This is a genomic window from Streptomyces sp. NPDC093018, assembly GCF_040684035.1.
GTDB classification, from domain to species: Bacteria; Actinomycetota; Actinomycetes; order Streptomycetales; family Streptomycetaceae; genus Streptomyces; species Streptomyces murinus.
Genome location: NZ_JBFBFF010000018.1, coordinates 120,495 through 145,825 on the forward strand (window position 1 = coordinate 120,495; position 25,331 = coordinate 145,825).

At 72.0% G+C, this 25,331-nt stretch carries 27 protein-coding genes; 9 read left to right on the plus strand and 18 right to left on the minus strand.

Annotated elements, in window-relative coordinates; all coding sequences use genetic code 11:
- Positions 1-387 precede the first annotated feature (387 nt).
- Both AB0N90_RS31095 and AB0N90_RS31100 read left to right on the plus strand, forming a co-directional pair.
- Entirely contained in the window at positions 388-1,746 is a 1,359-nt protein-coding gene (locus tag AB0N90_RS31095; RefSeq protein ID WP_365202247.1) for an MFS transporter, read from the plus strand.
- 86 nt (positions 1,747-1,832) lie between these two features.
- Positions 1,833-2,492 (plus strand): ATP-binding protein, encoded by a 660-nt coding sequence (locus AB0N90_RS31100; protein WP_365202248.1) that lies wholly within the window; start codon positions 1,833-1,835, stop codon positions 2,490-2,492.
- A 31-nt stretch (positions 2,493-2,523) separates the two neighbouring features.
- Here the strand turns inward: AB0N90_RS31100 and AB0N90_RS31105 are convergent, their stop codons facing one another.
- The 4 genes from AB0N90_RS31105 to AB0N90_RS31120 all read right to left on the minus strand — a co-directional run bounded on the left by AB0N90_RS31105 (position 2,524) and on the right by AB0N90_RS31120 (position 8,421).
- On the minus strand, positions 2,524-3,303 hold the full coding sequence (locus tag AB0N90_RS31105) for a DUF1206 domain-containing protein (protein WP_365202250.1): 780 nt from the start codon (positions 3,301-3,303) through the stop codon (positions 2,524-2,526).
- Between the two features lie 136 nt (positions 3,304-3,439).
- Complete coding sequence (locus AB0N90_RS31110; RefSeq protein WP_365202252.1) at positions 3,440-4,288, minus strand: ANTAR domain-containing protein; 849 nt, start codon at positions 4,286-4,288, stop codon at positions 3,440-3,442.
- Between the two features lie 566 nt (positions 4,289-4,854).
- Positions 4,855-6,897 (minus strand): GAF domain-containing protein, encoded by a 2,043-nt coding sequence (locus AB0N90_RS31115; protein ID WP_365202254.1) that lies wholly within the window; start codon positions 6,895-6,897, stop codon positions 4,855-4,857.
- 141 nt (positions 6,898-7,038) lie between these two features.
- Positions 7,039-8,421 carry an MFS transporter gene (locus tag AB0N90_RS31120; RefSeq protein WP_365202256.1) on the minus strand — a complete coding sequence of 461 codons (1,383 nt, stop codon included), beginning with the start codon at positions 8,419-8,421 and terminating at the stop codon, positions 7,039-7,041.
- 586 nt (positions 8,422-9,007) lie between these two features.
- Here AB0N90_RS31120 and AB0N90_RS31125 point away from each other — a divergent pair.
- Both AB0N90_RS31125 and AB0N90_RS31130 read left to right on the plus strand, forming a co-directional pair.
- Entirely contained in the window at positions 9,008-10,345 is a 1,338-nt protein-coding gene (locus tag AB0N90_RS31125) for an isopeptide-forming domain-containing fimbrial protein (protein WP_365202258.1), read from the plus strand.
- Positions 10,346-10,828: 483 nt separating this feature from the next.
- On the plus strand, positions 10,829-11,341 hold the full coding sequence (locus tag AB0N90_RS31130; RefSeq protein WP_365202260.1) for a GNAT family N-acetyltransferase: 513 nt from the start codon (positions 10,829-10,831) through the stop codon (positions 11,339-11,341).
- A 133-nt stretch (positions 11,342-11,474) separates the two neighbouring features.
- On the opposite strand, the gene AB0N90_RS31135 is transcribed toward AB0N90_RS31130, so the two are convergent.
- Positions 11,475-11,822: a MerR family transcriptional regulator gene (locus tag AB0N90_RS31135; RefSeq protein WP_365202262.1), complete on the minus strand. Its 348-nt coding sequence runs from the start codon at positions 11,820-11,822 to the stop codon at positions 11,475-11,477.
- 391 nt (positions 11,823-12,213) lie between these two features.
- On the opposite strand from AB0N90_RS31135, the gene AB0N90_RS31140 reads away from it, so the two are divergent.
- Positions 12,214-12,588 (plus strand): hypothetical protein, encoded by a 375-nt coding sequence (locus AB0N90_RS31140; RefSeq protein WP_128792850.1) that lies wholly within the window; start codon positions 12,214-12,216, stop codon positions 12,586-12,588.
- Between the two features lie 146 nt (positions 12,589-12,734).
- Here AB0N90_RS31140 and AB0N90_RS31145 read toward each other — a convergent pair whose 3' ends face one another.
- The 3 genes from AB0N90_RS31145 to AB0N90_RS31155 form a co-directional block, all read right to left on the minus strand.
- Positions 12,735-12,926, minus strand: coding sequence for a CBS domain-containing protein (locus AB0N90_RS31145; protein ID WP_365202328.1), 192 nt, complete (start codon positions 12,924-12,926; stop codon positions 12,735-12,737).
- 195 nt (positions 12,927-13,121) lie between these two features.
- Entirely contained in the window at positions 13,122-14,612 is a 1,491-nt protein-coding gene (locus tag AB0N90_RS31150) for a DEAD/DEAH box helicase (RefSeq protein WP_365202263.1), read from the minus strand.
- A 180-nt stretch (positions 14,613-14,792) separates the two neighbouring features.
- Positions 14,793-14,996 carry a cold-shock protein gene (locus AB0N90_RS31155; protein ID WP_030648194.1) on the minus strand — a complete coding sequence of 68 codons (204 nt, stop codon included), beginning with the start codon at positions 14,994-14,996 and terminating at the stop codon, positions 14,793-14,795.
- Positions 14,997-15,390: 394 nt separating this feature from the next.
- Between AB0N90_RS31155 and AB0N90_RS31160 the strand changes: the two genes are divergently transcribed.
- Positions 15,391-16,260, plus strand: a complete 870-nt coding sequence (locus tag AB0N90_RS31160; RefSeq protein WP_365202265.1) for an NAD(P)H-binding protein — start codon at positions 15,391-15,393, stop codon at positions 16,258-16,260.
- A 109-nt stretch (positions 16,261-16,369) separates the two neighbouring features.
- On the opposite strand, the gene AB0N90_RS31165 is transcribed toward AB0N90_RS31160, so the two are convergent.
- From AB0N90_RS31165 to rpmG, 8 genes are all read right to left on the minus strand, one after another.
- Entirely contained in the window at positions 16,370-16,723 is a 354-nt protein-coding gene (locus tag AB0N90_RS31165) for an antibiotic biosynthesis monooxygenase family protein (RefSeq protein WP_365202267.1), read from the minus strand.
- Positions 16,724-16,746: 23 nt separating this feature from the next.
- Entirely contained in the window at positions 16,747-17,334 is a 588-nt protein-coding gene (locus tag AB0N90_RS31170; RefSeq protein WP_365202269.1) for a GNAT family N-acetyltransferase, read from the minus strand.
- Positions 17,331-18,380: a tRNA (adenosine(37)-N6)-threonylcarbamoyltransferase complex transferase subunit TsaD gene (gene tsaD, locus AB0N90_RS31175; RefSeq protein ID WP_365202271.1), complete on the minus strand. Its 1,050-nt coding sequence runs from the start codon at positions 18,378-18,380 to the stop codon at positions 17,331-17,333. The genes AB0N90_RS31170 and tsaD overlap by 4 nt, the downstream gene beginning before the upstream one ends.
- A 206-nt stretch (positions 18,381-18,586) precedes the next feature.
- Positions 18,587-18,757: a 50S ribosomal protein L32 gene (rpmF, locus tag AB0N90_RS31180; RefSeq protein ID WP_361673511.1), complete on the minus strand. Its 171-nt coding sequence runs from the start codon at positions 18,755-18,757 to the stop codon at positions 18,587-18,589.
- 37 nt (positions 18,758-18,794) lie between these two features.
- A complete protein-coding gene (gene rpsR / locus AB0N90_RS31185; protein WP_361673508.1) occupies positions 18,795-19,031 on the minus strand; it encodes a 30S ribosomal protein S18 in 237 nt (78 codons plus the stop codon).
- 31 nt (positions 19,032-19,062) lie between these two features.
- Positions 19,063-20,214 (minus strand): GTP-binding protein, encoded by a 1,152-nt coding sequence (locus AB0N90_RS31190; protein WP_365202273.1) that lies wholly within the window; start codon positions 20,212-20,214, stop codon positions 19,063-19,065.
- Positions 20,211-20,468: a type B 50S ribosomal protein L31 gene (locus AB0N90_RS31195; protein WP_085567821.1), complete on the minus strand. Its 258-nt coding sequence runs from the start codon at positions 20,466-20,468 to the stop codon at positions 20,211-20,213. Before AB0N90_RS31195 ends, AB0N90_RS31190 begins: the two co-directional genes overlap by 4 nt.
- 52 nt (positions 20,469-20,520) lie before the next feature.
- Entirely contained in the window at positions 20,521-20,685 is a 165-nt protein-coding gene (rpmG, locus tag AB0N90_RS31200) for a 50S ribosomal protein L33 (RefSeq protein ID WP_085567822.1), read from the minus strand.
- Positions 20,686-20,760: 75 nt separating this feature from the next.
- Here rpmG and rpmB point away from each other — a divergent pair, with 75 nt between their 5' ends.
- From rpmB to AB0N90_RS31215, 3 genes are all read left to right on the plus strand, one after another.
- A complete protein-coding gene (rpmB, locus tag AB0N90_RS31205) occupies positions 20,761-20,997 on the plus strand; it encodes a 50S ribosomal protein L28 (RefSeq protein WP_361673500.1) in 237 nt (78 codons plus the stop codon).
- Complete coding sequence (rpsN, locus tag AB0N90_RS31210; RefSeq protein ID WP_365202276.1) at positions 20,997-21,302, plus strand: 30S ribosomal protein S14; 306 nt, start codon at positions 20,997-20,999, stop codon at positions 21,300-21,302. Before rpmB ends, rpsN begins: the two co-directional genes overlap by 1 nt.
- Before the next feature lie 229 nt (positions 21,303-21,531).
- Positions 21,532-23,052 (plus strand): catalase, encoded by a 1,521-nt coding sequence (locus AB0N90_RS31215; protein WP_361673478.1) that lies wholly within the window; start codon positions 21,532-21,534, stop codon positions 23,050-23,052.
- Positions 23,053-23,079: 27 nt separating this feature from the next.
- Here AB0N90_RS31215 and AB0N90_RS31220 read toward each other — a convergent pair whose 3' ends face one another.
- Both AB0N90_RS31220 and AB0N90_RS31225 read right to left on the minus strand, forming a co-directional pair.
- Positions 23,080-24,111 (minus strand): ABC transporter substrate-binding protein, encoded by a 1,032-nt coding sequence (locus AB0N90_RS31220; RefSeq protein ID WP_365202278.1) that lies wholly within the window; start codon positions 24,109-24,111, stop codon positions 23,080-23,082.
- A gap of 53 nt (positions 24,112-24,164) precedes the next feature.
- The gene (locus AB0N90_RS31225; RefSeq protein ID WP_365202280.1) at positions 24,165-25,211 is read right to left on the minus strand and encodes an ABC transporter substrate-binding protein; all 1,047 of its coding nucleotides are present in this window, start codon (positions 25,209-25,211) and stop codon (positions 24,165-24,167) included.
- Positions 25,212-25,331 lie beyond the last annotated feature (120 nt).

The following is a 25,331-nucleotide window of genomic DNA, read 5'->3' on the forward strand; positions in this document are numbered from 1 at the left end:
CCCTCGTTGAGTCATCCCGACAGAATCAGCTCACGGTCAGTTGCGTTGACTGTGGCGACGCACACGCGAAACCCCTCGCCCGCACGGCCACCGCCGACGGGAGTCACGGTCCGCTTTACCCCGGACGGACCGCTTGACGAGGTGCTCACCCCGATCGGCGAATGTCAGCCTGCCATCCGGTGATTGGTGGGGCAAGAGTGCCTGCTGGCCGGAACCCGCACTGGCAAGATTTCACTCCCGGGTGGCTGGTTCGCCGACTTGCGCGAGGGCCGGACCGTATGAACTGAGCCTTGTTTCAAGCCACTTGGAATACGGGCGATTGACCTGGGTGGGGCGCGGTGATCGTCTTAGGGGGTTCGTGTCCCGGGGAGAGGAAGCAGCACCGCGATGCTCAACACATCAGCACAGGGGCGGGCCTTGTCGCAGCGGCCGGGCCTCGCGCTCGGGGTGCTGGCCGGGGCACTCGCGCTGGATCTCAGCGGCATGGCCGTACTGAACGCGGCCCTGCCCTCCGTCGGAGCGCGCTTCGATCTGCGCGACACCACGCTCCAGTGGGTCATGACGGCCTACTCCGTCACCTTCGCCGGATTCCTGCTGGTGGGCGGGCGGTTGGCCGATGTGTTCGGCAGGCGCCGGGTCTTCGAGGCCGGCGTCGCGCTGTTCACACTGGCCGCGCTGGTCGGGGCGCTGGCGCCGGACGGCGCGGTGCTGCTCGGCGCGCGGGCGGTCCAGGGCATCGGCGCGGCCCTGTCAGGACCGGCGGCGCTCGCCCTGCTGACCGAGGTGTTCCCGGAGGGCCCGAGCCGGGGCCGGGCGCTCGGCGTGTACGCGGCGGTCGGCGCGGCCAGCTTCAGCGGCGGGATGCTGCTGGGCGGCGTACTGACCGAGTTCCTCGGCTGGCGGTCGGTGCTGTGGTTCTCGGTGGCCCTCGGCGCGATCGTGCTCGCGATCACCCGGTCCGGACTGCCCGACGGGGCGGGCACCAGGGTCCCGCTGGACATGGCGGGCGCGATATCCGGCACCCTCGGGCTCGCGCTGCTCGTCATCGGCGTGAGCCTCGGCGGGGTGTGGGCCTGGGCGCTCATCGCCGCGGCGGTCGTCTTCCTGGTGCTCTTCGCCGTACACGAACTCCGCACCCCCGACCCGCTGTTGCCGCTGTCCCTCTTCCGGATGTCCTCGGTACGGCTGGCCACCGCGGCGGCGTTCCTCCAGTACACGGCGTCGGTCGCGATCGTCTTCTTCGCGCCGCTGTATCTCCAGGGCATGCTGGGCTACTCACCGGTCGAATCCGGCCTCTCCCTGGTCCCGATGTCCCTGACCGTCTTCCTCACGGCCAACTTCGCCACCGGACGTCTGCTGGCCAGGTACGGCCCGCGCGCCCTGATGGTCACCGGCCTGCTCCTGATCGGTGCCGGCACGGCCCTGTGGATCACCACCCCGGCGCACGGCTCCTATCTGCTGCATGTACTGCCCGGCCTGGTGATCAGCGGGTTCGGCCAGGGTCTGAACTTCCCCGCCATGACCACCGCCGGCCTCTCCGACGTCCCCCCGAAGCAGCACGCGGTCGCCGGTGCGGTGAACGTCGTCGCCCAGCAGATCGGCTCCAGTGCGGGCGTCGCCGCCCTGGTCCTCCTCGCCGCGACCAGCGGCGACCGGCTCAGCGGCTACCACCTGGCGTACCTGGTGGCGGGCATCGCCTGTGCGATCGGCGCCGGTGGCATCGCGCTGGCCCGCCGAAGGAACTGAGCCCGCGGGGGCTCCGGGCCACCACGTGAGAAACACCGCAGGATCTGCGAGGCATGGAGTGCGGGGCTCGGGGTATGGGCGGCCACGTGAACGCAGCGCCAACGATCCGCACGGCGCCCCGGTCCCGTACCGGCGGCCGACGGCCCGTGCCCGCCGAACCGATGGCCGCCGTCGCGGAGTTCGACGGAGACCTCGGATGCATCGCCGCGGCACGGCACCGGGCGGCACGGTTCCTGACCCGCGCCCGGACCGAACACGGCGTCGCCGTCTCCGCGCGCGCCCTCGACCTCACGCGGCTCGTCGTCAGCGAAATGGTCACCAACGCGTGCAAGTACGCCCCGGGTCCGATCCGCATGGAGCTGCGGATCACCGGTGCCCGGACGGAAGACCCCCGGATCGAGGTCTCGGTGCTGGACACCGTTCCCCTTCCTCCGGTGGTCCGGACCGCCGAACCCCGCCGGGTGGGGCAGCACGGGCTGGAGATCGTCCTGGCCGTCGCCGAGTCGTTCGAGATGCGGGCCGAGCCACCGGGCAAGCGGATCACCGTCCGGCTCGCCCTCGCGGACAGCGGGGTCAGCGGGGTCAGCGGGGACATCGGAGGGGGAGAGGGAGCGGACCGGCCGTGCGCGCGGACCCGGCGCCCCGCACCGCGGTGCCGCCAACGCGCCGACAACCGCCCGCAGACGCCCGCTTCCGCAGCGGCCCGCACTTCTGTGGAGACCCGCACGTCCGTGACCGCCGACTGAGCCGCCCGCCACGGCCGGGCCCGCCGCCCGGTCACAGCCGCTGCCACCGCGCGCTGCACCAGGAGAAGACCCCGAACGCCGCCAGGCCCAGCGCGACGAGGGCGAGCAGCCAGGGTCCGGCCGGTAGATCGCGGAAGGAACGCAGTGTGTCGTCCACGCCCTTCGCCTCACCGGGCCGGTGCCGGGCGGCCGCGACGACGGCGAACCCGCCCGCCACCGCGAAGACGACACCCTGCGCCGTGCCGCCGACCACACCGAAGAAGTCCGTGATCCGCCTCGCCACGGTCGACATGGCGTCGATCCGCAGGTCCTTGCGGAACTCCTTGCGCAGCGCCCGGACCGACATCCACACACCGATGACCACCACGGCGGCGCCGCCGATGCCCACGAGCCACTGCCCGCCCGGCCACCGCAGGGCCGTCGCGGTGACATCCCGCGTGCTCCGGTCGGAGGAGCCGCTGCCGCTGCCCCGGGAGCCGACCGCGTAGGCCAGCACCGAGAACGAAAGGAAGACGTAGAAGACGCACTGGGCCGCCGCCCCTATCCGCTTCGACGGCTTGCCCGCCCCCGGCCCCGCCCCGCCGAACACCACCTCCGACAGCCGCCACAGCGCCATACCGGCGAGCGCGGCACCGACGGCCCACAGCATCGCCACCCCGAGCGGCCGATCGGCCAGCTCCTCCAGCGCGCCGCCCCGGTCGGCCTGCTGCCGGCCGCCGTCGCCACCGAAGGCGATCCGCAGCGCGATGACGCCCACCAGGACGTGGATCAGCCCACGAGCGGCGAAGCCGGACCGGGCCGCCACCGCCATCGCCGTACCGTCCGCGGCCCGGCGCACCTCGCCGCGCCCCCTCGGCGCCCATGAACGGGCCCACGACCGGGCCCATGACCGTGCATCCATATTCCGCCGATGCCCCGGGGACCCCGTCCGACACCTCGGCGACCGGTCAGCGGCGGCTGGTGGCGAGGGCGTGGAGATGGTCGAGGGCGCCGGCGACGGTGCCCCGGTGCCAGATCAGCCAGCGCGCGACCTGGCCGCCGAGCTCGTGCAGGGCGTTCAACTGGGCGTCGGTGAGGCCGCCGAGAGTCCCCTCGTGGTGGGAGGAGATCATGCCGACCACGGCCCCCTTCGGACTGACCAGCGGAACACTGTGGCAGGCGCGGCTGCCGGTCTGCAGGATCGCCTGCCGGGAACCCTCGTCGAAGGTGTCGCAGGCGGCGACGTCCTTGACCGTCACCTGGCGCATCTCCTCGGCGGCCCGCGCGCACGAGGTGGTCGAGTCCTCGACGAAGGTGAAGTAGTCGGTGAACCGCTTGTTGAGCCCGGTGTGCTTCTCCATCCGCAGCATCCCGTTCTCCACCAGCTGCACATTGCCCATCTCGGCGCCGGTGATGTGCAGGGCACGGTGCAGGGCGGCCGTGAGGACCGCACCCTGGCCCACCGGCTGCCCCTCGCCGCGCAGGGCGGGCAGCGCGGGCGCGGCGCCGCGCGGCCGACGCGGCATCCAGCCAGGGGCGTTGCGCGCCGGGGCCGGCGCGTGGACCGCGACATCGGCGAGCGTGTGCAGCTTGACGTTGAACCGCTGGGAGGTACGGCGCAGCAGATCGAAGGCGTCCTCCCGGGACGAGAGCCGGTAGCGGGAGAGGAGGAGATCCTCGGCGCGCGCGACACCGGCGTGCGCCAGCCGCTGGTTCCGCTCATCGAGAAGGCCGTCCAGGTCGTCCGGTCGGTTCTCCGCCGCGCCGCCGGGTACGGCTTCCCCGTGTTCGACGGGCGTTTGCTGGTCCGCGGTCACCGGCCGGCCTCCTTGTCCGACGCGACCCGCGCGAGGCGGTCGCATCCCGAATGAGTGACAACACCGTGGTGCCTGCCGGCCGAAGCACCTGCCCACACTGTATGCACACGGACGGCCCCCACGCCGCCGCGCTCGCCCCCGGGGCGGACCGGCATGTGTGCCCCTGCCATGACCGCGCCCCGAAGAGCGGTGTCCGGCGACATGCCGCCCGCCGCCCGCCGCTCCTGGGGTTCCGGCAACCAGGCACCGCGCTCCCGTCCCCGCGCACGCGGCCGCCGCCCCGCACCGGCGCGGCGGGACCCGCGCGGCGGACGGGCGACACCCCGTCAGGAGCGGCCCGTCATGCCTTCCGGCGTCCCCGACACCTTCCGCAGCAGATCCCTTCGCGCACTCACCCCCGCCGTCGCCGTCGGCGCCCCCGCTCGCCTCGTAGGAGTACGAGCAGGGCTTCAGAGCGGGCGCCCGTACGGCTTCATGCTGATCGCCTTCGTCCTGGCCGGCACCCTGGCCGCGCTCGGCGGCATCCTTTACACCTGGGCCGACCAGCGCCTCGGCGAACGGGCCGGTCACCCGCCGGACAACAGATGCAGACGCAGGGCGAGTTGGAGTTCCAGGGTCTGCTCGGGGGTGTTCCAGCCGGGGCCGAGAAGGGCGTGGATGCGGTCCAGGCGCTGCACGACCGTGTTCACATGGACGTGCAGTTCCTCCTTCGCCCGGGTGAGGCTGCCGCCGCTGCCGAAGTAGGCGCGCAGGGTGCGGACCAGCTGGGTGCCGCGCCGGGCGTCGTACTCCAGCAGGGGCCCCAGGGTGGCGGCGACGAAACCGTCCACGTCGTGGTCGTCGCCCAACAGCACGCCCACGAAGCCGAGTTCGGCGGCGCAGGCGCCGCCCCCGTCCCGGCCGAGCACATGCATGGCCCGCAGACAGCGGGCGCCCTCGGCATGCGCGTCGGCGATCGCCCGCGGCCCGGCCGCAGGACCGGCACCGGCAACCGTGACCGGCACCCCGGCCAGCCGTCCGAGCTGCCCGGCGGCGGCACGGGCCGCCGCACCGGGACCGGTGCCGTCGCAAGGCAGCAGCAGTACGGCCGCGCCCTCGTGGACCGCGCTGACGCCGCCGCACCCGAACAGGTACTGCACCGCCGCGTCGGCGAGCCGCTCCCGGGCCGCGTCACCGGCGTGGGCGACCAGCAGGAAGTGCGGACGATCGAGGTCGATGCCGAGCCGCCGGCCGCGCGCCACCAGGCCGGCCGAATCGCGGTCGGGCGCGGTAAGCAGATCGGTGATGAGATCGCCGCGGACCCGGTTCTCGGTCTCCGCGACCGAACGCCGCAGCAGGAGCAGCAGCGAGGTGACGACGCTGCTCCGCTCGAACAGCCGCCGGTCGGGGTCGTCGAGCTCCGGCCGCCCGTACAGGACGAGACAGCCCAGCAGTTCCTGCCCCGCCAGTACGGCGCAGACCCAGCGCCCGTCCCGGAAGACCGCGTGGGCCGTCGCGCGCGAGCTCTCCGCCGCCGCGACCAGCGCGGCCGCCTCCTCGGCACCGGCCGCCTCCTCGGCACCGGCCGTCTCCTTGGCATCGGCCGCCTCCCCGGCTCCGGCCGCCTCCTGGCCACCGGCCGCCTTCTCGGCACCGGCCGGGTCCTGCGTACCGTCCGTGCATCCGCCGCCGTGCCCGCCGGTCGCGGTGAGCGGCCACCCGGCGCCGTCGTGGACCGCGACCTCGCCCTTCAGCAGACCGGCCACGGCGGCGGCCACGTCCGACACGTCTCCGCCGCGCAGCACCAGATCGGTGAGCCGGTCATGGGACTCCGCGGCCCGCTGCATGGCGGCGGAGTGCTCCCGGATCACGGCGTTGGCCTCGGCCAGTTCGGCCAGCGCGAGCCGTGCGTCGGCCATCGTCCGGGCGGTGTCGATGGCGATGGCGGCGTGGTCGGCCAGCGAGCACAGTAGGGCGACCTCCTCGGGGGCGAAGGTCCGGGGCGTACGGTCCGCGGCGAAGAGCGCCCCGATGACCTGACCGCCGCTGCCCGACCCCAGCAGCAGCGGCACCCCGAGGATCGCCACCAGGCCCTCGTCGAGGACCCCGGCGTCGATGCTGCCGGTGTGCAGGAAGCGGCCGTCCGCGCGGTAGTCCGGGGAAGCGTAAGGGCGGGCGGTCTGCGCGACCAACCCGCCGAGCCCCTCGCCCAGTTGCAGGCGCAGATTCTGGAACAGCTCCGACACCGAGCCGTCGGTGACCCGCATGTAAGTGTCCCCGGCCTCCTCGTCGGCCAGCGTGAGGTACGCCGTGTCGGTGCCCAGGAGCATCCTGGCCCGGCGCACGATGGAGCGCAGTACGGCGTCGAGGTCGCGCAGCGCCGCCAGGTCGCCCGCGGTGTCGAAGAGCGCGGTCAGCTCCGTCTCCCGGCGCCGGTGCTGCCGCAGCGTGTTCCGCACCCGCAACGCCGCCTCGGTCGCCCCTGCCACCTCCGCGAGGTCCTCGGCGTCGACACCGGCGCGGCGCGCCTCGGCGACGACGGCGCCGAGTTCTTCGGCCGGGGCGCCCGCGGCGAGGAGTTCGAACAGCCGACGCAGATGCGGGGCGGCGGAGGCGGGTCTGTGCGACATGGGGCAACCGTGGGGAAGTCGGGGGCACGTGAGGGGCGGACGGCGAGCGGGCTCGGACGGCCCGGGAGCGGTGCCGGGCCGTTTCGGGGCGGACGCGGCCGTCGGACGGACGGGCCGCGCCCTTGGGCGGACCGGTGGTGCTCAGGTGGAGGCGGCCGTCCGCCGGTCCGCGGCGGTCCGTGCCGCGGCCCCGTCCTCCGGTGCGATCGCGGCCAGATCCCTGCCGCGCGTCTCGCGGGCGGCGAGGACGGCGACGACAGTGATCAGCGCGGCCAGGCCGACGTACACCGAGATCGGAGTGGAGTTCCCGTAGGAACCGAGCAGCGCGGTGGCGATCAGCGGGGCGGGAGCACCGGCCGCCACCGAGGAGAGCTGGGCCCCGATGGACGCGCCAGTATAACGCATCCGGGTCGCGAACAGCTCGGAGAAGAAAGCGGCTTGGGGTGCGTACATGGCGCTGTGGAAGATCAGCCCGACGGTCACGGCCAGCACCAGCGCGGGGAACGACCTGGTGTCGAGCAGCGCGAAGAAGGCCCAGGACCACAGGCCCACACCGACCGCGCCCACCAGGTAGACGGGCTTGCGCCCGACCCGGTCGGAGAGGGCGCCGAACAGCGGGATCAGACAGAACTGCACGGCGGAGCCGATCAGTACCGCGTTCAGGGACGTCTGCTTGTCCACCTTGAGGTGCTCGACGCAGTACGTGAGGACGAAGGCGGTGATCACGTAGTAGGAGATGTTCTCGGCCATCCGGGCGCCCATCGCGACCAGGATGTCCCGCCAGTGGTCGCGCACCACGGCGACCAGCGGCGGCCGTTCGGCCCGCTGCTCGGCCTTGCGCCGCTCGGCCGCGGCCAACGCCTCCTTGAACAGCGGGGATTCATCGACGGACAGCCGGATCCACAGGCCGATCATGACCAGTACGGCGGAGAGCAGGAACGGCACCCGCCAGCCCCAGGAGTCGAACGCGTCGTCGCTGAGCACGGTGGTCATCAGGGACAGCACCCCGACGGCGACCAGATTGCCGGCCGGCGCACCGCCCTGCGGCCAGGACGCCCAGAACCCGCGCCGCCTCGCGTCCCCGTGCTCGGACACCAGCAGCACCGCCCCGCCCCACTCACCGCCGAGCGCGAAGCCCTGGATCAGCCGCAGAGTGGTCAACAACAGGGGAGCCGCGACCCCGATCGTGTGATATCCGGGCACACAGCCGATCAGCGCGGTGGACAGCCCCATCATCAGCAGACTGATCACCAGGAGCTTCTTGCGCCCGAGCCGGTCACCGTAGTGCCCAAAGACCACCGCACCGACGGGCCGGGCCACGAACCCGATCGCGTACGTGAGGAACGACAGCAGCGTCCCGGTCAGCGGATCCGACTCCGGGAAGAACACCCGCCCGAACACGAGCGCGGCGGCGGAGCCGTAGAGAAAGTAGTCGTACCACTCGATGGTGGTGCCGATGAGACTGGCGGCGACGATCCTGCCGAGCCCGGTGGAGGGCGGGGGAGCGGTGTTTCCTGCGGCCATGTGCGCCACTTCCTGGTGTGCGGTGGGGAGGGGGACGTGTCGGCACACCGTAGGAAGGCGTACGTCGGGTGCACATGTGGCGGGGCGACATAGTTATCGGGTCGGCTGTGCGTCCAGCCACCATGCCGACTCACGGCTTCCCGCCGTAGCTTGACGGCTTCGTTCGAGCGGACAAGGAGACTCGGCGTCGCCGCCGCCCCGGGAACAGGGAGCTGAGCGTCACGCACACGATCGCCCTGAGCCGCGGGCAGCAACCCGCCCCATGGCATCCCATCCCGACGACAGGCAGTCGCCACGTACGGGACGGAGCCGAGCCCACCGGCCACGAAGAAGACAGCAGAGCCGCGCAGCGCGTACCACCGTCTCGGGCGGGCCATGGACGGGGCGCCGACCGGTCCGTCCGGGTGGCGGCCATGGTCCGGACGGAGGGATTGCGGATGCGGCGCACGGTGGCTCCCGGGCCGCGAGGGCATCTTGACAGGCGTCCAGACCGGGCCTGGTGACCCGGACGGCCGCCGCTGATCTCCGGGCCAGCGGCACGGCACGATCCGCGCTCCCGCGGGAGGCGGAACAAGTGAGGAACCACATGCTGAACTACCGCCGACCCGCCCTGCCGCGGGTGCTGACGAGCGCGGCGATCGGCCTCGTCCTGGCCGTCACGGGCCCTGCGGGGCTCGCGCACGCGAGCGCGACCACGGCAGGTTCAGATGTCTCGCAGGCACGCGCGGTCTGCCCGCCCACGCCGCTGTGGGCGAACACCGGCGGCAGCGACCGGGAGCTCATCCAGTACGACGACACGGGCAACACCCTCAGCACCGCCCCCCTGGTCCGCGACTACGGCGACATCGCCTTCAGCCCGAACGGATCGACGCTGTACGGGGTCGACTTCCCCGGCACCGCGGGCTCGGCCACGCTCTACACGATCGACCCGGTCACCGGGGCGGAGACGGCGGCCACACCGATCACCGGCCCGCTGGCGGCCGTTCCCCCGACGACCGCTGTCAACGGCCTGACCTCCCGAGCGGACGGGATGCTGATCGCGGGCTCGTTCGACAGCAGCCAGATCTTCCTGATCGACCCCGCCACGGGCGTCTCCACACTGTTCCCCGCCTCCTTCCCGGCCGGCATCGTCTCGGCCGGCGACTTCATCACCCTGGACGACGGCGACATCCTCGCCTTCGGCACGCCGGATGCCACCAGCCCGTCCCCGGTGTTCAGGATCCGCCCCGACAACACCGTCATCCAGATCGGCACCGTCCCCCAGACCTTCGGCGCGGCCAAGTCCGCCGGGCAGGTCTACGCCTTCGCCTCCAACGGCGACATCAACCTGCTCAACAGCCTGCCCACCACCGCGTCCACCGCGGCGCTGCCGGTGACGACCATCGAGGCCACCGGCCGCGGCTTCTACGGCGCCACCTCCACCCAGGACTCCGGCACCTGTGCCGCCCCCGCCTACACCATCGCCAAGAAGGCAACGCCGACCGGCAACGTCAACGAGGGCGACACCGTCACCTATCAGGTCACCGTCAAGAACACCGGCACCACCGCCGCGAGCGGGGACTTCACCGACGACCTCAGCAATGTCCTGGACGACGCCACCCTCGTCCCTGGCTCGGTCACCTCCACCACCGGCACCGCGACCGTCACCGGGAACACGCTGACCTGGACCGGCACCCTGGCACCCGGCGCCACCGCCACCGTCACCTACAAGGTCACGGTCGACACCCCCGACGCCGGCGACCGCAGCCTGGTCAACAACGCGGTCCCCACCGCACCCGGCGGCAGCTGCACCACCACCCGGGCCTGCACCGTCACCATCAAGGTCGGCAAGGGCGAGGACTGCGACAAGCCCGGCTACGACTGCGGCTACGGCTACGGCTACGGGGCCGGCACGCGCAAGAAGCAGGCCGCCACCCGGCACTGACCACCGTGCACCCCGCAGTCCCGGCCGGCCGCCGGGCTTGGACAACGGCGACCTGCGGCAAGGACCGAGCCGTGCGTGTCCTGTGAAACACACCCCGCCCCACGCCACCGAGGCGAAGGCCCTTGAGCTCCCCGCCGCTTGGCCGACGGCGCCAGACAGGCAACCGCGACAGAACGGTCAGGGGCCGTCTCCCCCACCTTCCGTGGGCGAGACGGCCCGATCGGGTGCGCACGAAACCTCCCGGTGCTGGTTCGGTGCTGACTTTGAGGGGTCAATGATGGGAAAGCCGCAGGTCGTATTCCTGGTGTGCGGTGGGGAGGGGGACGTGTCGGCACACCGTAGGAAGGCGTACGTCGGGTGCGCATGTGGCGGGGCGACCTAGTTCGTGGGGCGGCTGTGAGGGCGATCACCATGCCCGGCGGCGGAGGGGAGCCCGCCCGACCCGGCGCACGAAGGGCCTCTCCGGTGCGGAATACTCTTCGGATGAGCTCACGCACTTCCCCGGTCGCCCGGCAGATCGCGATACGGCGGGCCGTCCCCCGGGACGCCAAACGGCTCACGCGGCTCGTGCGCGGCTCGGGCGCCTACGCGGGTATGTACGCGTCGGCTGTCAAGGGCTACCGGGTCGGTCCTGATTACATCGAGGCCCACCGCAGTTTCGTGGCCGTCGGCGGCGAGGAGGACGGCGGCCGGGTCCTCGGGTTCTACTCGCTCGTCCTCGCTCCACCGGAGCTGGACCTGCTGTTCGTCGCCGACGAGGCGCAGGGGCGGGGTATCGGGCGCCTGCTCGTCGAGCACATGCGGTCCGAGGCGCGGGCCGCCGGGCTCGACCGTGTCAAGGTCGTGTCGCATCGTCCCGCCGAGGACTTCTACCACCGCGTCGGCGCGGTCCGGACCGGGACCGCGCTCGCGAACCCGCCCGCCGTGCCGTGGGACCGCTCCGAATTCGAGTTCCGCATTCCTCAGGAGCGACTGAGTGACGGAGTGGCGGGGTGACGGGGTGGCGGGGTGCGCCGGTTCGCTCCGAGCCTGGTCCCGTGCCGTTGACGAAACCGACCCGAGCGCTCGCCCCACCCGGTGATCCTCCGGGCCGTACGCCTCCTGCCGCCGCCGGGCCGCGCCCGCGTTCTCAGCCGGTACCGGAGCCGGAACCACCCGCTGACTCGTCGGCGGCACGCCGGTACTCGGCGTTGATGCGCTGCGCCTCCTCAAGCTGGTCCTCAAGGATGACGATGCGGCATGCGGCCTCGATCGGGGTCCCCTTGTCCACGAGTTCGCGAGCGCGAGCGGCGATCCGCAGTTGGTAGCGGGAGTACCGGCGATGCCCGCCCTCCGAGCGGAGGGGAGTGATCAACCGGGCTTCACCGATGGCCCGGAGGAAGGCCGGGGTGGTGCCGAGCATCTCGGCTGCCCGCCCCATCGTGTACGCGGGGTAGTCGTCGTCGAGACGATCGTGCAGTGGGTTGTCCGATGTCATGTCACCTCGCTGTGCAATGCAACGCGTCGAGGGGCCCTGGTGCCGTACGGCACCAGGGCCCCGAAGGAAATTCAACACCATCTGTCGGCCCTACTGCTCCGCCGACCTTCTCTTGTGTTCAGCCAACCGCCAGTTCATGTCTGGCAGGTGTCGTCCGACCATCTCTACGAAATGAAGCCTACCCACGCCAGAGAAAAAATGTCTACTGGCAACTGTAGATTTCACTCTTCAGGCGGCAGAAGAACCTTCCTGCCAGCGGCTCCTTCCGTCCGGGTCGGGAGCCGCCCGCCCCGTCGCCCGCCCCTTCGCGCGCGGCCGCTGCACGCTCCGCGGGCGGTTCGGGGACGGGTGGTGGACGAGCCGGGCGCGTGGGCGCATAAACTCTGCTGTCATGTCGAACCCTGATGAGCTGCTCGTCGCCATCTCCGCCGCGGTGGAGTCCGAGCGAAGCAATCAGATGTCGCTGACCGTGGTCGTCGGCGGCGCCGTCATCACCGGCCGGCTGGCCCCCGAGGCGGTATGGAGGGAACGGGTGGCGGAGGTCCTGAAGGACTCGGACCGGCTCGGCCCGTTCTCCGACGTCTTCGCCCGCGGCCCGCGGGGATACCGGCCCGGCCGCGGCGAGATGCCGACGCATCTGCACTTCCATCTCGCCCGGATCCTCCAGGGCAGCCTCGGGATCCCGGAGACGGGTGGGATGTACCGGGTCGCGATCAAGGACGTCAGCGCGTGGACCGTGGGCGATCTCAGCTACTTCGACCAGTGAGGCGCCGCCCGGACCCCTCGTCCGGCCGGCGTTTCCCGAGCGGACGGTGACCCAGCGGTGGGGGCCCTGCCGACGCGTGTCGACAGGGCCCCCACCGGGCCCGAGGGCCGCGGACCCATCCGTGACGAGCTCGGGCCTCGCGTCCTTCAGCGAAGCCGGTGCCCGTCCTTGGTGAGGACATCCCGCAGACGCATGCGGTCCGTGTACGTGGAACTGTCACGGAGGACGGCGAGCCGGACCCGGGTGACCGAGCCCGTGCTCTCGTCGTCCCCGTCACACACCGTCAGATGTTCGACCCGGGCACCCGCCATGACGGCCAGAGCCACCTCGACGGTCATGTCGTCGCATACCCGAGGGCCGTGTCCTGCGATGTCGTCGAGCGCGACGAGGGGGGCGGGGTCCGGACCGCGGTGCTGCGTCCGTGCAGGTGTCAAGGACTTCTCCTTCGGTCGGGATCGGCTGGTCGCTTCGATGGCAGTGCGCCTGCCCGGAGGCCGTGGGCCGCGGGGCTGCCGGGGGCCGAGGCCGCCGCTCTAAGCGGCCGAGTTGTCGCCGGGCTCCGGCCGGGCCCTGCGGCGCACCTGAGCGCCCACGGGCCGGCCCTGGCCGGTGCGGCGCCGGCGGTCCCGGGACGTGGAAGACGTACGACGGGGGCGCTCCGCGGCCGGTGCGGTGATGACCACCGGGACACCGGGGGGCGCCTGCGCGCCCGTGATGCGGCTCAGCTCCGCCTCGCCGGAGCGGACCGGGGTGACGCACGGGGTGATGCCGGCCGATGCCATCAGCCGGGTGACGCCGCGGCGCTGCGCGGGGGTCACGAGGGTGACGACGCTGCCGGTCTCACCGGCGCGCGCGGTGCGGCCGCCACGGTGCAGGTAGTCCTTGTGGTCGGTGGGCGGGTCCACGTTGACGACGAGGTCGAGGTGGTCGACGTGGATACCGCGGGCCGCGACATTGGTGGCCACCAGGACGGTGACGTGTCCGTCCTTGAACTGCGCCAGGGTGCGGGTGCGCTGCGGCTGCGACCTGCCACCGTGCAGGGCCGCGGCGCGGACACCGCTGTCCAGCAGGTGCTTGGTCAGCCGGTCCACGGCGTGCTTGGTGTCCAGGAACATGATGACCCGGCCGTCCCGGGCCGCGATCTCGGTGGTCGTGCGGTGCTTGTCGGCGTCGTGCACATGGAGCACGTGGTGTTCCATCGTGGTGACGGCACCGGCCGACGGGTCGACGGAGTGGACCACCGGGTCGGTGAGGTAGCGGCGGACCAGCAGGTCGACGTTGCGGTCCAGGGTGGCCGAGAACAGCATGCGCTGGCCCTCCGGGCGCACCAGGTCGAGCAGGGCGGTGACCTGGGGCATGAAGCCCATGTCGGTCATCTGGTCGGCCTCGTCGAGAACCGTGATGCCGACGTCGTCGAGCCGGCAGTCGCCCCGGTCGACGAGGTCCCTGAGCCGGCCGGGCGTCGCGACCACGACCTCCGCGCCGCCGCGCAGGGCACCGGCCTGCCTGCCGATGGACATGCCGCCGACGACGGTGGCGATCCGCAGCCGCACGGAACGGGCGTAGGGAGTGAGCGCGTCGGTGACCTGCTGGGCCAGCTCACGGGTGGGGACGAGGACCAGGGCCAGCGGCCGGCGGGACTCGGCGCGCCGGCCGGCCGTACGGGCCAGTACGGCGAGGCCGAAGGCCAGGGTCTTGCCCGATCCGGTGCGCCCGCGACCGAGTACGTCGCGGCCGGCCAGGGAGTTCGGCAGGGTCGCCGCCTGGATCGGGAACGGCACGGTCACACCCTCGTGGCCGAGCGTGGCCAGCAGCGGCGCCGGCATGGCGAGATCGGCGAACGACTCGACAGCGGGCAACGCGGGCGTGTCCGTCCTCGGCAGCGCGAACTCTCCTCGCACCGGCTGCCGTTTTCCGTGACCGGTGGACCGGCGCGGAACGCGGGAGCGATCCGTGGCGGAACTTCCACCGGAGCGGTCGTATGTGCGAGTGGTGCGTGCGCGAGTGGGGCGCGTGGGGTTCATGCGGAACCTTCCTCGATGCGGGCGCGTATCAAGGAATTTCCGCAGCGGAATGAGTGGCGCAGAGAATCGCGAATACGGGCCGAAAACAGCGGGTTCGAATAACCCTGAAAATAAAGCGAGCTGGGGCCCGCACCCCAAGGTGCGGGCCCCAGCTACGAAGTATGCGTCAGCGTCGCCGCGTCAGGCGGGAACGATGTTCTCGGCCGTCGGGCCCTTCTGGCCCTGCGCGATGTCGAACGAGACCTTCTGGCCTTCCAGGAGCTCGCGGAAGCCCTGGGTGGCGATGTTCGAGTAGTGGGCGAAGACGTCGGGGCCGCCGCCGTCCTGCTCGATGAAGCCGAAGCCCTTTTCCGCGTTGAACCACTTCACGGTACCGGTAGCCATTTTGTTTCTCCTTCGGAGACGGTTTCAGGAATACGCCCTGTGCGTAATCCGTGTCGCCGAGATGATCAGCCGTCGGAAAAACCTTCTGGCAACCACACCTGCAACTGGTAACGACAGTAGCACGTCGATGCCCGCCCTGCTGGGCGGATAATTCCGCGCCGACTGCGGTCGCAGGAATAGTCACCGTGCGCTGCGGCCATTTCTTACGTCGTGACCACAGATATTGTCCCCGGGGGAGACGCGTGCGGCCCTGCGCGGCGGATCTCGACGGGCGGCACACGCGCCGCCCACCTCGCCCGGACCTCCGACCAAAAGAAGACAACCAAAAGAAGACAACAGGTGTCCGGGTTGGCTTCTAGTGTCGCGTTGCCGACCGGCGAAAGGACACCAGGCCATGCGTATCGCGGTCACCACACCCACCGGCAACGTCGGACGTCATGTCGTCGCCCTGCTGATCCGGGCCGGGCTTCGGCCGTTGGTCCTCGCCCGTGACCCCGGCCGCCTCGATCCCGCGGTGCGCCGCGAGGTGACCGCCGTCGCGGTCGACCTGCGGGACCCGCAGGCGGTCGTCGCGGCCACCGCCGGGGTCGACGCCCTCTTCTGGGTCGACCCCCCGACCACCGGCGCGGACCCGCTCGGCGACTACGCGGCGGCCACGGCGAGCGTGGTGAGCGCCGTACGGGCCAACGGCATCGAACGCACCGTCTTCCAGAGCAGCGTCGGCGCCGAACTGCGCCACGGAGCCGGTGAGATCGACGGCCTCGCCGGCACCGAGACCGCCCTCGACGCGCTCGGCGCCACGGTCACGCACCTGCGCTGCGGCTACTTCTTCAGCAATCTGGAGTCCCTCCTCGACGCCGTCCGGGCGGGCACGATCCCGGTGATCCTGCCGCTGGACCAGCCCCTCGCCTGGGTCGCGCCGCGCGACATCGCCGAGGTCGCCGTGGCGCGGCTGCTGACGACCCACTGGTACGGCCGCCATGTCCAGGCGGTCCATGGCCCGGCCGATCTCACCTGGCCCCGGGCCGCGCGGATCGTGTCCGCCGCCATCGGCCGCCCCCTGCGCGCCGAACGCGTCGGCGACGACACGATGCGGCGGCTGCTGCGCGCGTCCGGCATGACCGACGGCCTGGTCGAAGCGGTCATCGGCATGTCGACCGGGCTGCGGGACGGCTTCGTACCGGAACAGCCCCGCACCCTGCGCACCACCACCCCCACCACACTGGCGTCCTGGGCCTACGACGTGCTCCGGCCCCTGCTCTGACCGGCCGGACACAGGGTGGTCGTCACCTGTTGCGACCACCTGTTCCGGCCGCCGAGGGGGCGTGGCCCGGCGCCGTGCCGGACGGCCGGTCGCGGAGCGTGCGCGGCTTCTAGCGCGCCGTGGGCCGACCCGTGCCGTGCGTCGAGCGGACCCGGAACAGCCGTGGCTGGACGTCGGTCGCGAACGCCGCCGCCTGGTCCATGTGGACGCGTGCCTCGGGGCTGGCGAGCATCGCCCGGTAATGGTCCTCGGACTCCCACTGGGCGTAGTTGATGACGCGTTCACCGTCCTCGGAGGCGTGGAAGTCGGCGCAGATGAAGCCGGGTTGGTGCTTCATCGTCTCCTCGGTGGCGCGGGCGAGCAGGGCGATGAGTTCGTCCTGGCGGTCCGGGGTGACGGTGAAGACGTTGATGAGTGTGGCCACGGGGCGGGTCGTGTCGATGGTCGCGGTGACGGTCGTCATCGTGCTTCTCCTTTTGCGAAGTGTCACAGGGGCTGGGGCGCCAGGGCGCGGGCCGGATGGCGGGGGCCGAGGAAGACGACGACGCCCCGGCCGTCGGGGCAGGGATGGGTGGCCTGCGTCCAACCCTGGTGGCGGTAGAAGGACATGGCCCGGCCCGACCGCAGGGAGGTCACCAGCCAGCAGCGGCCCCCCGGGGCGTCCGCGGTGACCGTCTCGAGGAGGCGGGCCGCGACGCCGGTGCCCCGGGCGGCGCGGCGGACGGCGAGTTCGTCCAACTCGCGGGCGCCGACGAGCCAGTCGGCGGTGTGGTCGGGACCGAGTCCGGCGGCGGCCTGCGCGTGGCAGCGGTCGTCGGGGAAGGGGGCGAGGGTGGTCCAGGCCGTGGCGAAGCCCAGCAGCTTTCCGTCCCGTACCGCTGCCGCGGCGGTGAAGCCCGGCCGGTCGACGTCCACCCGCAGCCGCTTGACGAAATCGGCGGCCCGCTCCTCGTCCTCGTCCCACGGCGGGGCACAGAAGGCGTCGACGTAGACGGCGTGCAAGTCCTCGATGTGTGCGAGGAGTTGAGCGTCCTTGTGGACACGGATCCCGGTGTGGACGTGGGCCCCGCTCACGCCGCCACCGTCCGGGCCGTGACCGGATGCAGCGCCGCGTACTCCAGCGGCGCCGACGGGTCGATCGACACGTCCAGCGGGGCGGGTTCGGCTCCGGCCCGGACCAGGAGGTCGCCGACGGCCGCGATCATCGCCCCGTTGTCCGTGCACAACTCCATGGGTGGCACGCGCAGTTCGATGCCAGCGGCCCGGCAGCGCTCCTCGGTGAGCGCCCGCACCCGTGAGTTCGCGGCGACGCCGCCGACCACGACCAGCGTCCCCACGCCGTGCTCGGCGCAGGCCGCGACCGCCTTGCGGCTGAGTACGTCGGCCACCGCCTCCTGGAGCGCGGCCGCGCCGTCGGCCACCGGCAGCTCCCGGTCCGCGTGGCCCTCGGCCCAGCGTGCGGCGGCCGTCTTCAGACCGGAGAAGGAGAAGTCGTACGACCCCGGCAGCGGACGCGGGAAGGAGACGGCGCGCGGATTCCCCGTACGCGCCGTGCGGTCGATGGCCGGGCCGCCGGGGTACGGCAGCCCGAAGACCCGCGCGACCTTGTCGAAGCACTCCCCGGCGGCGTCGTCGAGGGTGTCGCCGAGGTGGCGGATCGGGTCACGGGCCAGGTCGCGGACGAGGAGGAGCGAGGTGTGGCCGCCGGAGATGATCAGCACCACGCAGGGGTCGGGCAGCGGGTCGTGGGCGAGGGTGTCCGCGGCGACATGGCCGGCCAGGTGGTGGACGCCGTACAGCGGTACGCCCAGCGCGTAGGCGATCCCCTTCGCCCCGGCCAGTCCGACCTGGAGCGCGCCCGACAGGCCCGGCCCGGTGGTGACGGCGACCGCGCCGATGTCGGAGAGCCGCAGCCCCGCCCCGTCCAGCGCCTGCCGGAGCGCCGGACGAAGCGCGTGCAGATGGGCCCGGGAGGCGATCTCCGGCACCACCCCGCCGAACCGGGCGTGCTCCGCCATGCTCGATGCCACCGCATGCCCCAGCAGCCGCCCCTCGCGGACCAGGCCGGCGCCCGTCTCGTCGCAGGACGACTCGATGCCGAGCACGATCGGAGAACCCATCTCGGACCCTTTCTGCACATCTAGTGTTGTTGCAAATAGCGTGCAATAAGGATCCGGGATGCGCACCCGGCCGGGAACGCGCAGGTCCCCGCCCCGAGCTGCACCTCAGGGCGGGGATGCCCGTCGGGCCGGGGTGCCGCGCGGGCGACCGGCCGGCGCCGGACAGGACGGTCGGCGGCGGCCGGGCGGTCGTCCGGGATACCTCCTCAGCCCTCCGGGCGGAGGAGGCCGCGCTCGTACGCCCTCCTGAGGTGCTGGGGCACCAGCTGGGTGCTGCCGTCGACGGTGACGGGGACGAGCGCCGGGGCGGACGCCCGCCACCGGGCGCGGCGGTGACGGGTGTTGCTGCGGGACATCCTGCGCTTGGGTACGGCCATGACGGTCCTTTCGTCGAAGGGGCGGATGCCCCGGAGATCAGCGGCTGGAGTAGGGGAGCAGGGCCATCTCCCGGGCGTTCTTGATCGCCGCGGCGAGCTGCCGCTGCTGCTGCCGGCCGACCCGGGTGACCCGGCGGCCGCGGATCTTGCCGCGGTCGGAGACGAACTTCCGCAGCAGGTCGGTGTCCTTGTAGTCGATGTACGTGATCCCGGCCGCGTCGAGCGGGTTGGGACGGTTCTTGCGGGCGGGCGCGGGCTTGCTGGAGCGGGCCATCGGGTCCTCCTCGGTACAGGGGCGGGACGGGTCAGAAAGCGGGGTCGAGCAGCTGGTCGAAGCCGGTGGGCCGGGGCCAGGCGGCGGGGCCGGACGCGAGCTCGTCGTCGGTGAGCAGACAGGAGTCGAGCAGCGAGAGCAGCCCCGCCCGGTCGAGGTCCGGGGAGGTGAAGACGAGGTGCTGGCCGCGGTCGCCGTGCTCGGGGTGCCAGTCCAGCGCGGCGGCCGTACGGCGCTCGGCCGGCATCAACTCCCAGGCGGCGTCCGGCAGTGCGGCCATCCACGGCCCGGCGTTCGCCACGCACAGCGCCCCACCGGCGGCCTCCCAGGCGAGCAGGCTGTCGGGCCGGTCCGCCAGCCAGAACCTGCCCCGGCTGCGGGCCGCGGCGCAGCACAGATCCTCCAGCGCCGCGAAGAGCCGGTCGGCGTGGAAGGGGCGGCGGCGCTGCCAGACGAGCGTGCTGATGCCCGCCTCGTCACACTCGTGGGGGAGCCGGGCACAGGCCGGATGCTGCGCGGCCGCCGCCGCTGCCACATCGAACCCGGCGACCGCGGCCGCGCCCAACTGCCCCGAGGCGACGGGGATCTGCCGCGCCGAGGGGTGCAACTGCCGCAGGAGCGCCAGGTCGTCGAGTCCGATGGCGGGACCCTCGGCCACGGCGAGGACGGGGGCGTACTCCAACTGCCGTGCGAATGTGTCGCCCACGGTGCGCCGGTCCGCCCGGGCCGCGGCGAGCCCGGCCTCCGCGAGGTCGTCGCCGTTGGACAGGGCGGGCAGCACGAGGGCGGGGTCCACGGCGGTCAGCACATTGGTGAGCCGGAAGGCGCCGCCGCCATGGGCGGCGATGACCTCCGCCATGCCCTGGGGTTCCACCGAGTCCCACAGCTCCACGACCGCGAGACGGGTCAGCCCGCCGTCGGCCAGCCGCTCCAGTTCGGGGACGAGGTCCTCGCGCAGGGCGCAGCAGGCGCAGTCGTTGACCAGGGGTGTCTCGCCCCAGGCGGTCTCGCCCGTGGCGTCGCGGACGGTACGGCGCACGGTGCCCGCCGTACCCGCGGACAGGTCGTGGTGCAGGGCCACGCTGCCCGGCACCTCGCGCAGCAGCCGCTCGACGGTCTCGCGCCGGGCGTCGGCGTGCAGTCCGCCGACGATCACCACCGGCATCGGTCCTTCGGCGCTCATCGGCGGCTCCCCTCCCGCCCGTAGCGGCGCTCGAAGCGCTCCACGCGGCCGGCGGTGTCCAGCACGCGGGCGGTGCCGGTGTAGAAGGGGTGGCTCGCCGAGGAGATCTCGACGTCGACCACCGGGTAGGTGCGGCCGTCCTCCCACTCGACGGTCCTGTCGCTGGTCATCGTCGAGCGGGTGAGGAAGGCGAAGTCACCGGCCCTGTCGCGGAAGACGACCGGGCGGTAGGCGGGGTGGATTCCGGGCTTCATGGTGTCTCTTCCCTGGTTCGGGGTGAAGGCGGGCGGGCGGCGGCCGGAGCGGTCAGCGTTCCTCGCGGAACTCGACATGGCGTCCGGCCACGGGGTCGAACTTGCGCAGCACCAGCCGGTCCGGGTCGTTCCGGCGGTTCTTGCGGGTCACGTACGTGTAGCCGGTACCGGCGGTGGAGCGGAGCTTGACGATCGGGCGTACCTCGTTGCGGGCCATGAGGGGTAGCATACGACAATGATTTCCATTACCGATAAGCGTCGGTCATGGACGAAGAGAAAGGCAGAGCCACGTATGTCCGCCCACTGTCAACTGACCGGCGCCCAGCCGGCCTTCGGCAAGAAGATCTCCCACTCGCACCGGCGCACCTCCCGCCGGTTCGACCCCAACATCCAGAACAAGCGCTACTGGCTGCCCGGTGAGGGGCGGCACGTCCGCCTGCGGCTGAGCGCGCGGGCCGTCAAGGTCGTGGACGCCATCGGCATCGAGGCCGCCGTCGCCCGGATCCGGGCCCGCGGGGAGCGTGTCTGATGGCGAAGAAGAGCAAGATCGCGAAGAACGAGCAGCGCAAGCGGATCGTGGCGCGTTACGCCCGGCGCCGCGCCGAACTGAAGGCCGTCCTGGTGTCCCCGCACGCCACGGCCGACGAGCGGGCCGCCGCGCGGGCGGAACTCGCCCGCCAGCCCCGGGACGCGAGCGCGACCCGGGTCCGCAACCGCGACAGCCTGGACGGCCGCCCCCGCGGCCACCTGCGCAAGTTCGGCCTCTCCCGGGTGAACACGCGGGCGCAGGCGCATGCCGGACATCTGCCCGGGGTGACGAAGTCGTCCTGGTAGGAGCGGGGTTGGGTGGGGGCGGCGTAGGCGCGGCGTCCCCACCACACCCTTGACGGCATCCGTCTCCCCACCGGCCGGGCCTGCGATGGTCACTCCCTGTAACGGTGGTTCACTCTCGGGCAGCTCCGCCGCCGACGGCGCGTCCCGCCCGACGCCCCCGTGTTTACCCCGCCCTCTCCTGGACACGCGGCCTGTGGGAATGGGATGTCGTACACGAAAGGCAGAGCCCATGACGGAGATCCGACCCGCCACCACCAGTGATTCCGGCGCACCGGTCGAGAGCGATGAGCACTCGCTCACCGTGGGCCCCGGGGGACCGATCCTGTTGCAGGACGCCTATCTGATCGAGCAGATGGCACAGTTCAACCGGGAGCGGATCCCCGAGCGCCAGCCGCATGCCAAGGGGAGCGGCGCCTTCGGTCACTTCGAGGTGACCGGTGATGTCAGCGCGTACACGAAGGCGGCCCTGTTCCAGCCCGGCACCCGTACCGACCTGGTCATCCGCTTCTCGACCGTCGCCGGTGAGCGCGGCAGCCCGGACACCTGGCGGGACCCGCGCGGCTTCGCGGTGAAGTTCTACACCAGCGAGGGCAACTACGACATGGTCGGCAACAACACGCCGGTGTTCTTCGTGAAGGACCCGATGAAGTTCCAGCACTTCATCCGCTCCCAGAAGCGCCGCGCCGACAACAACCTGCGCGATCACGACATGCAGTGGGACTTCTGGACGCTCTCCCCGGAGTCGGCCCACCAGGTGACCTGGCTGATGGGGGACCGGGGCATCCCGCGGAGCTGGCGCCACATGAACGGGTACACCTCCCACGCCTACATGTGGATCAACGCCGCCGGTGAGCGGTTCTGGGTGAAGTACCACTTCAAGACCGATCAGGGGATCGAGTTCTTCACCCAGCACGAGGCCGACCAGATGGCCGCGGCCGACACGGATTACCACACGCGGGACCTCTTCGAGCACATCCGGGACGGTGACTTCCCCAGCTGGAGTCTGTACGTGCAGGTGATGCCGTACGACGAGGCGGCGGGCTACCGGTTCAACCCGTTCGACCTCACCAAGGTGTGGCCGCACGGTGACTACCCGCTCATCCCGGTCGGCCGTATGACGCTCGACCGCAACCCCACGGACAACCACGCCCAGATCGAACAGGCCGCCTTCCAGCCCAACAACTTCGTCCCCGGCATCGGCCCGAGCCCGGACCGCATGCTGCTGGCCCGGCTGTTCTCCTACGCGGACGCGCACCGCCACCGCATCGGCGCCAACTACCAGCAGCTGCCGGTGAACGCCCCCGTCGTCGACGTCCACTCCTACTCCAAGGACGGCGCGATGGCGTACCGGAACACGACCGACCCCGTCTACGCACCGAACTCCAAGGGCGGCCCCGCGGCGGACACCGAGCGTTACGGGTCCCCGCCCAGCTGGACGGCCGACGGTGAGATCACCCGCGCGGCCTACGTCTCCCATCCCGAGGACGACGACTGGGGGCAGCCGGGAACCCTGGTGCGCGAGGTCATGGACGATGCCGCCCGCGACCGGCTGGTCGACAACGTGGTCGGACACCTCCTCAACGGGGTGACCGAACCTGTCCTCGAACGTGCCTTCGCGTACTGGTCCCACATCGACGAGACCATCGGCAAGCGCATCGCCGACGGCGTCCGGGCCAAGGCGGACGAGAAGGATCCCAAGGCCGCCGAACAGGGCAACCCGGCACGGAGTTCCATGCAGCGCAAGGCGTGAAACGTCCGGGCCGGGCGGCCCCCCGGCTCAGCCGGTCTGTCCCCCCAGCGCCTTCTCGATGCTGTCGACCACGCCCATGGCGTCGCTGTACGAGCCGGGCAGGAAGTCGGGGGTGCCGACCACCCGGTTCTTCTTCGCGGCCGGCAGCTCCTTGAACGTCCGCAGCGCGAACAGCTTCTGGATGTCGTTGGCGGGGGTGCCGTCGTTGTTCGTGTAGTAGACGATGTAACCGGCGTCCTTCAGCAGGTCCGCCCGCTCGTACGACACGGACTTGGTGTCGCCCTTGCCGACCGAGGCGGTGGCGGAGGCGAAGCGCACCCCCAGCCGGGAGAGGATGTCCCCGACGGGCGAGGCGGAGCTGTAGATCCAGTAGTTGCCGCTGTCGAAGCCGCCCTGGATCACGTCCCAGCTGCTGCCGGTCAGCTTGGAGCCGAGGGTCTTGCGCGCCGTGGCGATCCGGTCGTCGTACTTCTGCTTGAGCCGGGCGAGTTGCGCCGTGCCGTTGACGAACTCGGCCGTGTCCTGCGGGTACGCGGACCAGGAGGACGACTCGCTGAAGGAGGCGAAGGCGGTCGGCGCGATGGCCGAGAGCCTCTTGTACGCCTTGGAGAGGTAGGGCACGTCGACGCCGACGATCAGGTCCGGCTTGAGCTCGGCGATCTTCTCGTAGTCGATGTCGGCGCCCGTCGTCACCTTCGCCGCGGCCTTCCAGCGCTTCAGATAGCGCGGCGGGACGTAGTTGGCGCCGCTGTTCTCCACGCCGACGGGCTTGATGCCCAGGTCGAACAGCGACTCGGTGGACCAGGAGTGCACGGAGACGATCCGCAGCGGATGCGCGGGCACGGTCACCTTGCCGTGTGCGGTGCTGACCACCCGGGTCGCGGCGGCCTTGCCGTCCGAACCGCCGGAGGCGGACGAGGACGAGTCGCAGGCGGTGAGGACCAGCGCCAGCGCGGCCGCGGCGACGACCGGGCGCAGCAGACGCGGACGCCTGGGGTGCCGGGAGGCGGACGCGGGGCGCTGCGCGGACGTGCGGGCGGGGGAGGGTACGGCGGTCATGGTGGATCCAGGTGTGGGAAGCCGGAGCGTGTGGCCGGGGAGGTGAAGGGGGTTCAGGAGGCGGAGTGCGGTCCGATGCCCGCGCGGGCGGAGTGGACATGGGTGGCCAGGCCGTCGAGCAGGACGGTGAAGTTCTCCCAGCTGTAGGCGTACCAGGAGGCCAGCTCGGGCTTCCACAGCTGTCCGGCGCGGACGGCGGGCGTGCGCTTCCACAGCGGGTTGTCCGGCAGCGGGTCGGACACCGCCCACACCAGCAGGTCGGCCGGGAGGGACGGGACGTTCTCCCAACTCACGGCCTGGCTGTAGGTGTTGTCGGCGCCGCCGGGCACCGGTATCAGGTTCATCCCCAGCGCGCTCACCGTCTTCAGCACGGCCCAGGTCTTGGGGTTCATCACGCCGAGGGTGTTCTTGTCGATACCGAAGACGAAGCCGACCCGCAGGTCACGGTTGGCGGCGATCGCCTTGCGCAGCCGGGTGCCCGCTTCCTGGTAGCGGGCCTTCGCGGCGCCGTCCGTGAGCGTGGTGCCGAGGCTCCGGGTCAGCCGGTCGGCGGTGCCCACGATCTGCTCGATCGACCGGTACGTGCTCAGCCCGACGACCGGGGCGATCTTGGCGACCTCCGGGAGCTGGGACGCGACCTGGAGGGTGCCGTCCGGCTGGACGGCGTCGATCAGGAGGTCCGGGCGGGCCTGGGCGAGCGCTTCGAGCCGTACGCCCTTGTCCGCCGAGTAGATCTTGGTGACACCGGACCAGTCCGGCTCGACGGCCGGGACGATGCCCTGCCCGGAGTCCGTGGCGGCGACCGGGTGCAGTCCGGCCGCCCACAGCGCGGCGCCGACGGAATCGGTGAGGAACGCGATCCGCTTCGGCCGCCGGGGCAGTCGTACGGCATGGCCCCGGTCGTCGGTGAAGGACCACGCGGTGCTGCCGGAGCCGCCGTCGGCCGAGGTGGAGTTGCCGGTGCCGCACGCGGAGAGACCGAGGAGAGCGGCGGTTCCCAGGCCGCCGGCGAGCAGGCCGCGCCGGGTCGGGCGGGTGCCGGGGGCGGCGGCCGTCAGGTGCCGGGTGTCGTGGGAACGCTGGAGGGTTGCGCTGGGCATGGGTGTGTCCTTGAGGTGAGGGTGCGGCTCGCCGGGCCGCGGAGGGGAGAGCGTGCCGCCCGGGCCGTGCGCGCGCGGGCGGGCTCCGGAGGGCGAGGAGGGGGGTGGGGGTGACGGATG

Bases quoted from the DNA above. Each gene is read 5' to 3' on its own strand.
- AB0N90_RS31095 (WP_365202247.1), top strand. From the start codon at position 388: ATGCTCAACACATCAGCACAGGGGCGGGCCTTGTCGCAGCGGCCGGGC.
- AB0N90_RS31105 (WP_365202250.1), bottom strand. From the start codon at position 3,303: ATGGCGGTGGCGGCCCGGTCCGGCTTCGCCGCTCGTGGGCTGATCCAC.
- AB0N90_RS31115 (WP_365202254.1), bottom strand. From the start codon at position 6,897: ATGTCGCACAGACCCGCCTCCGCCGCCCCGCATCTGCGTCGGCTGTTC.
- AB0N90_RS31120 (WP_365202256.1), bottom strand. From the start codon at position 8,421: ATGGCCGCAGGAAACACCGCTCCCCCGCCCTCCACCGGGCTCGGCAGG.
- AB0N90_RS31125 (WP_365202258.1), top strand. From the start codon at position 9,008: ATGCTGAACTACCGCCGACCCGCCCTGCCGCGGGTGCTGACGAGCGCG.
- AB0N90_RS31130 (WP_365202260.1), top strand. From the start codon at position 10,829: ATGAGCTCACGCACTTCCCCGGTCGCCCGGCAGATCGCGATACGGCGG.
- AB0N90_RS31135 (WP_365202262.1), bottom strand. From the start codon at position 11,822: ATGACATCGGACAACCCACTGCACGATCGTCTCGACGACGACTACCCC.
- AB0N90_RS31140 (WP_128792850.1), top strand. From the start codon at position 12,214: ATGTCGAACCCTGATGAGCTGCTCGTCGCCATCTCCGCCGCGGTGGAG.
- AB0N90_RS31145 (WP_365202328.1), bottom strand. From the start codon at position 12,926: ATGACCGTCGAGGTGGCTCTGGCCGTCATGGCGGGTGCCCGGGTCGAA.
- AB0N90_RS31150 (WP_365202263.1), bottom strand. From the start codon at position 14,612: ATGAACCCCACGCGCCCCACTCGCGCACGCACCACTCGCACATACGAC.
- AB0N90_RS31155 (WP_030648194.1), bottom strand. From the start codon at position 14,996: ATGGCTACCGGTACCGTGAAGTGGTTCAACGCGGAAAAGGGCTTCGGC.
- AB0N90_RS31160 (WP_365202265.1), top strand. From the start codon at position 15,391: ATGCGTATCGCGGTCACCACACCCACCGGCAACGTCGGACGTCATGTC.
- AB0N90_RS31165 (WP_365202267.1), bottom strand. From the start codon at position 16,723: ATGACGACCGTCACCGCGACCATCGACACGACCCGCCCCGTGGCCACA.
- tsaD (WP_365202271.1), bottom strand. From the start codon at position 18,380: ATGGGTTCTCCGATCGTGCTCGGCATCGAGTCGTCCTGCGACGAGACG.
- rpmF (WP_361673511.1), bottom strand. From the start codon at position 18,757: ATGGCCGTACCCAAGCGCAGGATGTCCCGCAGCAACACCCGTCACCGC.
- rpsR (WP_361673508.1), bottom strand. From the start codon at position 19,031: ATGGCCCGCTCCAGCAAGCCCGCGCCCGCCCGCAAGAACCGTCCCAAC.
- AB0N90_RS31190 (WP_365202273.1), bottom strand. From the start codon at position 20,214: ATGAGCGCCGAAGGACCGATGCCGGTGGTGATCGTCGGCGGACTGCAC.
- AB0N90_RS31195 (WP_085567821.1), bottom strand. From the start codon at position 20,468: ATGAAGCCCGGAATCCACCCCGCCTACCGCCCGGTCGTCTTCCGCGAC.
- rpmG (WP_085567822.1), bottom strand. From the start codon at position 20,685: ATGGCCCGCAACGAGGTACGCCCGATCGTCAAGCTCCGCTCCACCGCC.
- rpmB (WP_361673500.1), top strand. From the start codon at position 20,761: ATGTCCGCCCACTGTCAACTGACCGGCGCCCAGCCGGCCTTCGGCAAG.
- rpsN (WP_365202276.1), top strand. From the start codon at position 20,997: ATGGCGAAGAAGAGCAAGATCGCGAAGAACGAGCAGCGCAAGCGGATC.
- AB0N90_RS31215 (WP_361673478.1), top strand. From the start codon at position 21,532: ATGACGGAGATCCGACCCGCCACCACCAGTGATTCCGGCGCACCGGTC.
- AB0N90_RS31220 (WP_365202278.1), bottom strand. From the start codon at position 24,111: ATGACCGCCGTACCCTCCCCCGCCCGCACGTCCGCGCAGCGCCCCGCG.
- AB0N90_RS31225 (WP_365202280.1), bottom strand. From the start codon at position 25,211: ATGCCCAGCGCAACCCTCCAGCGTTCCCACGACACCCGGCACCTGACG.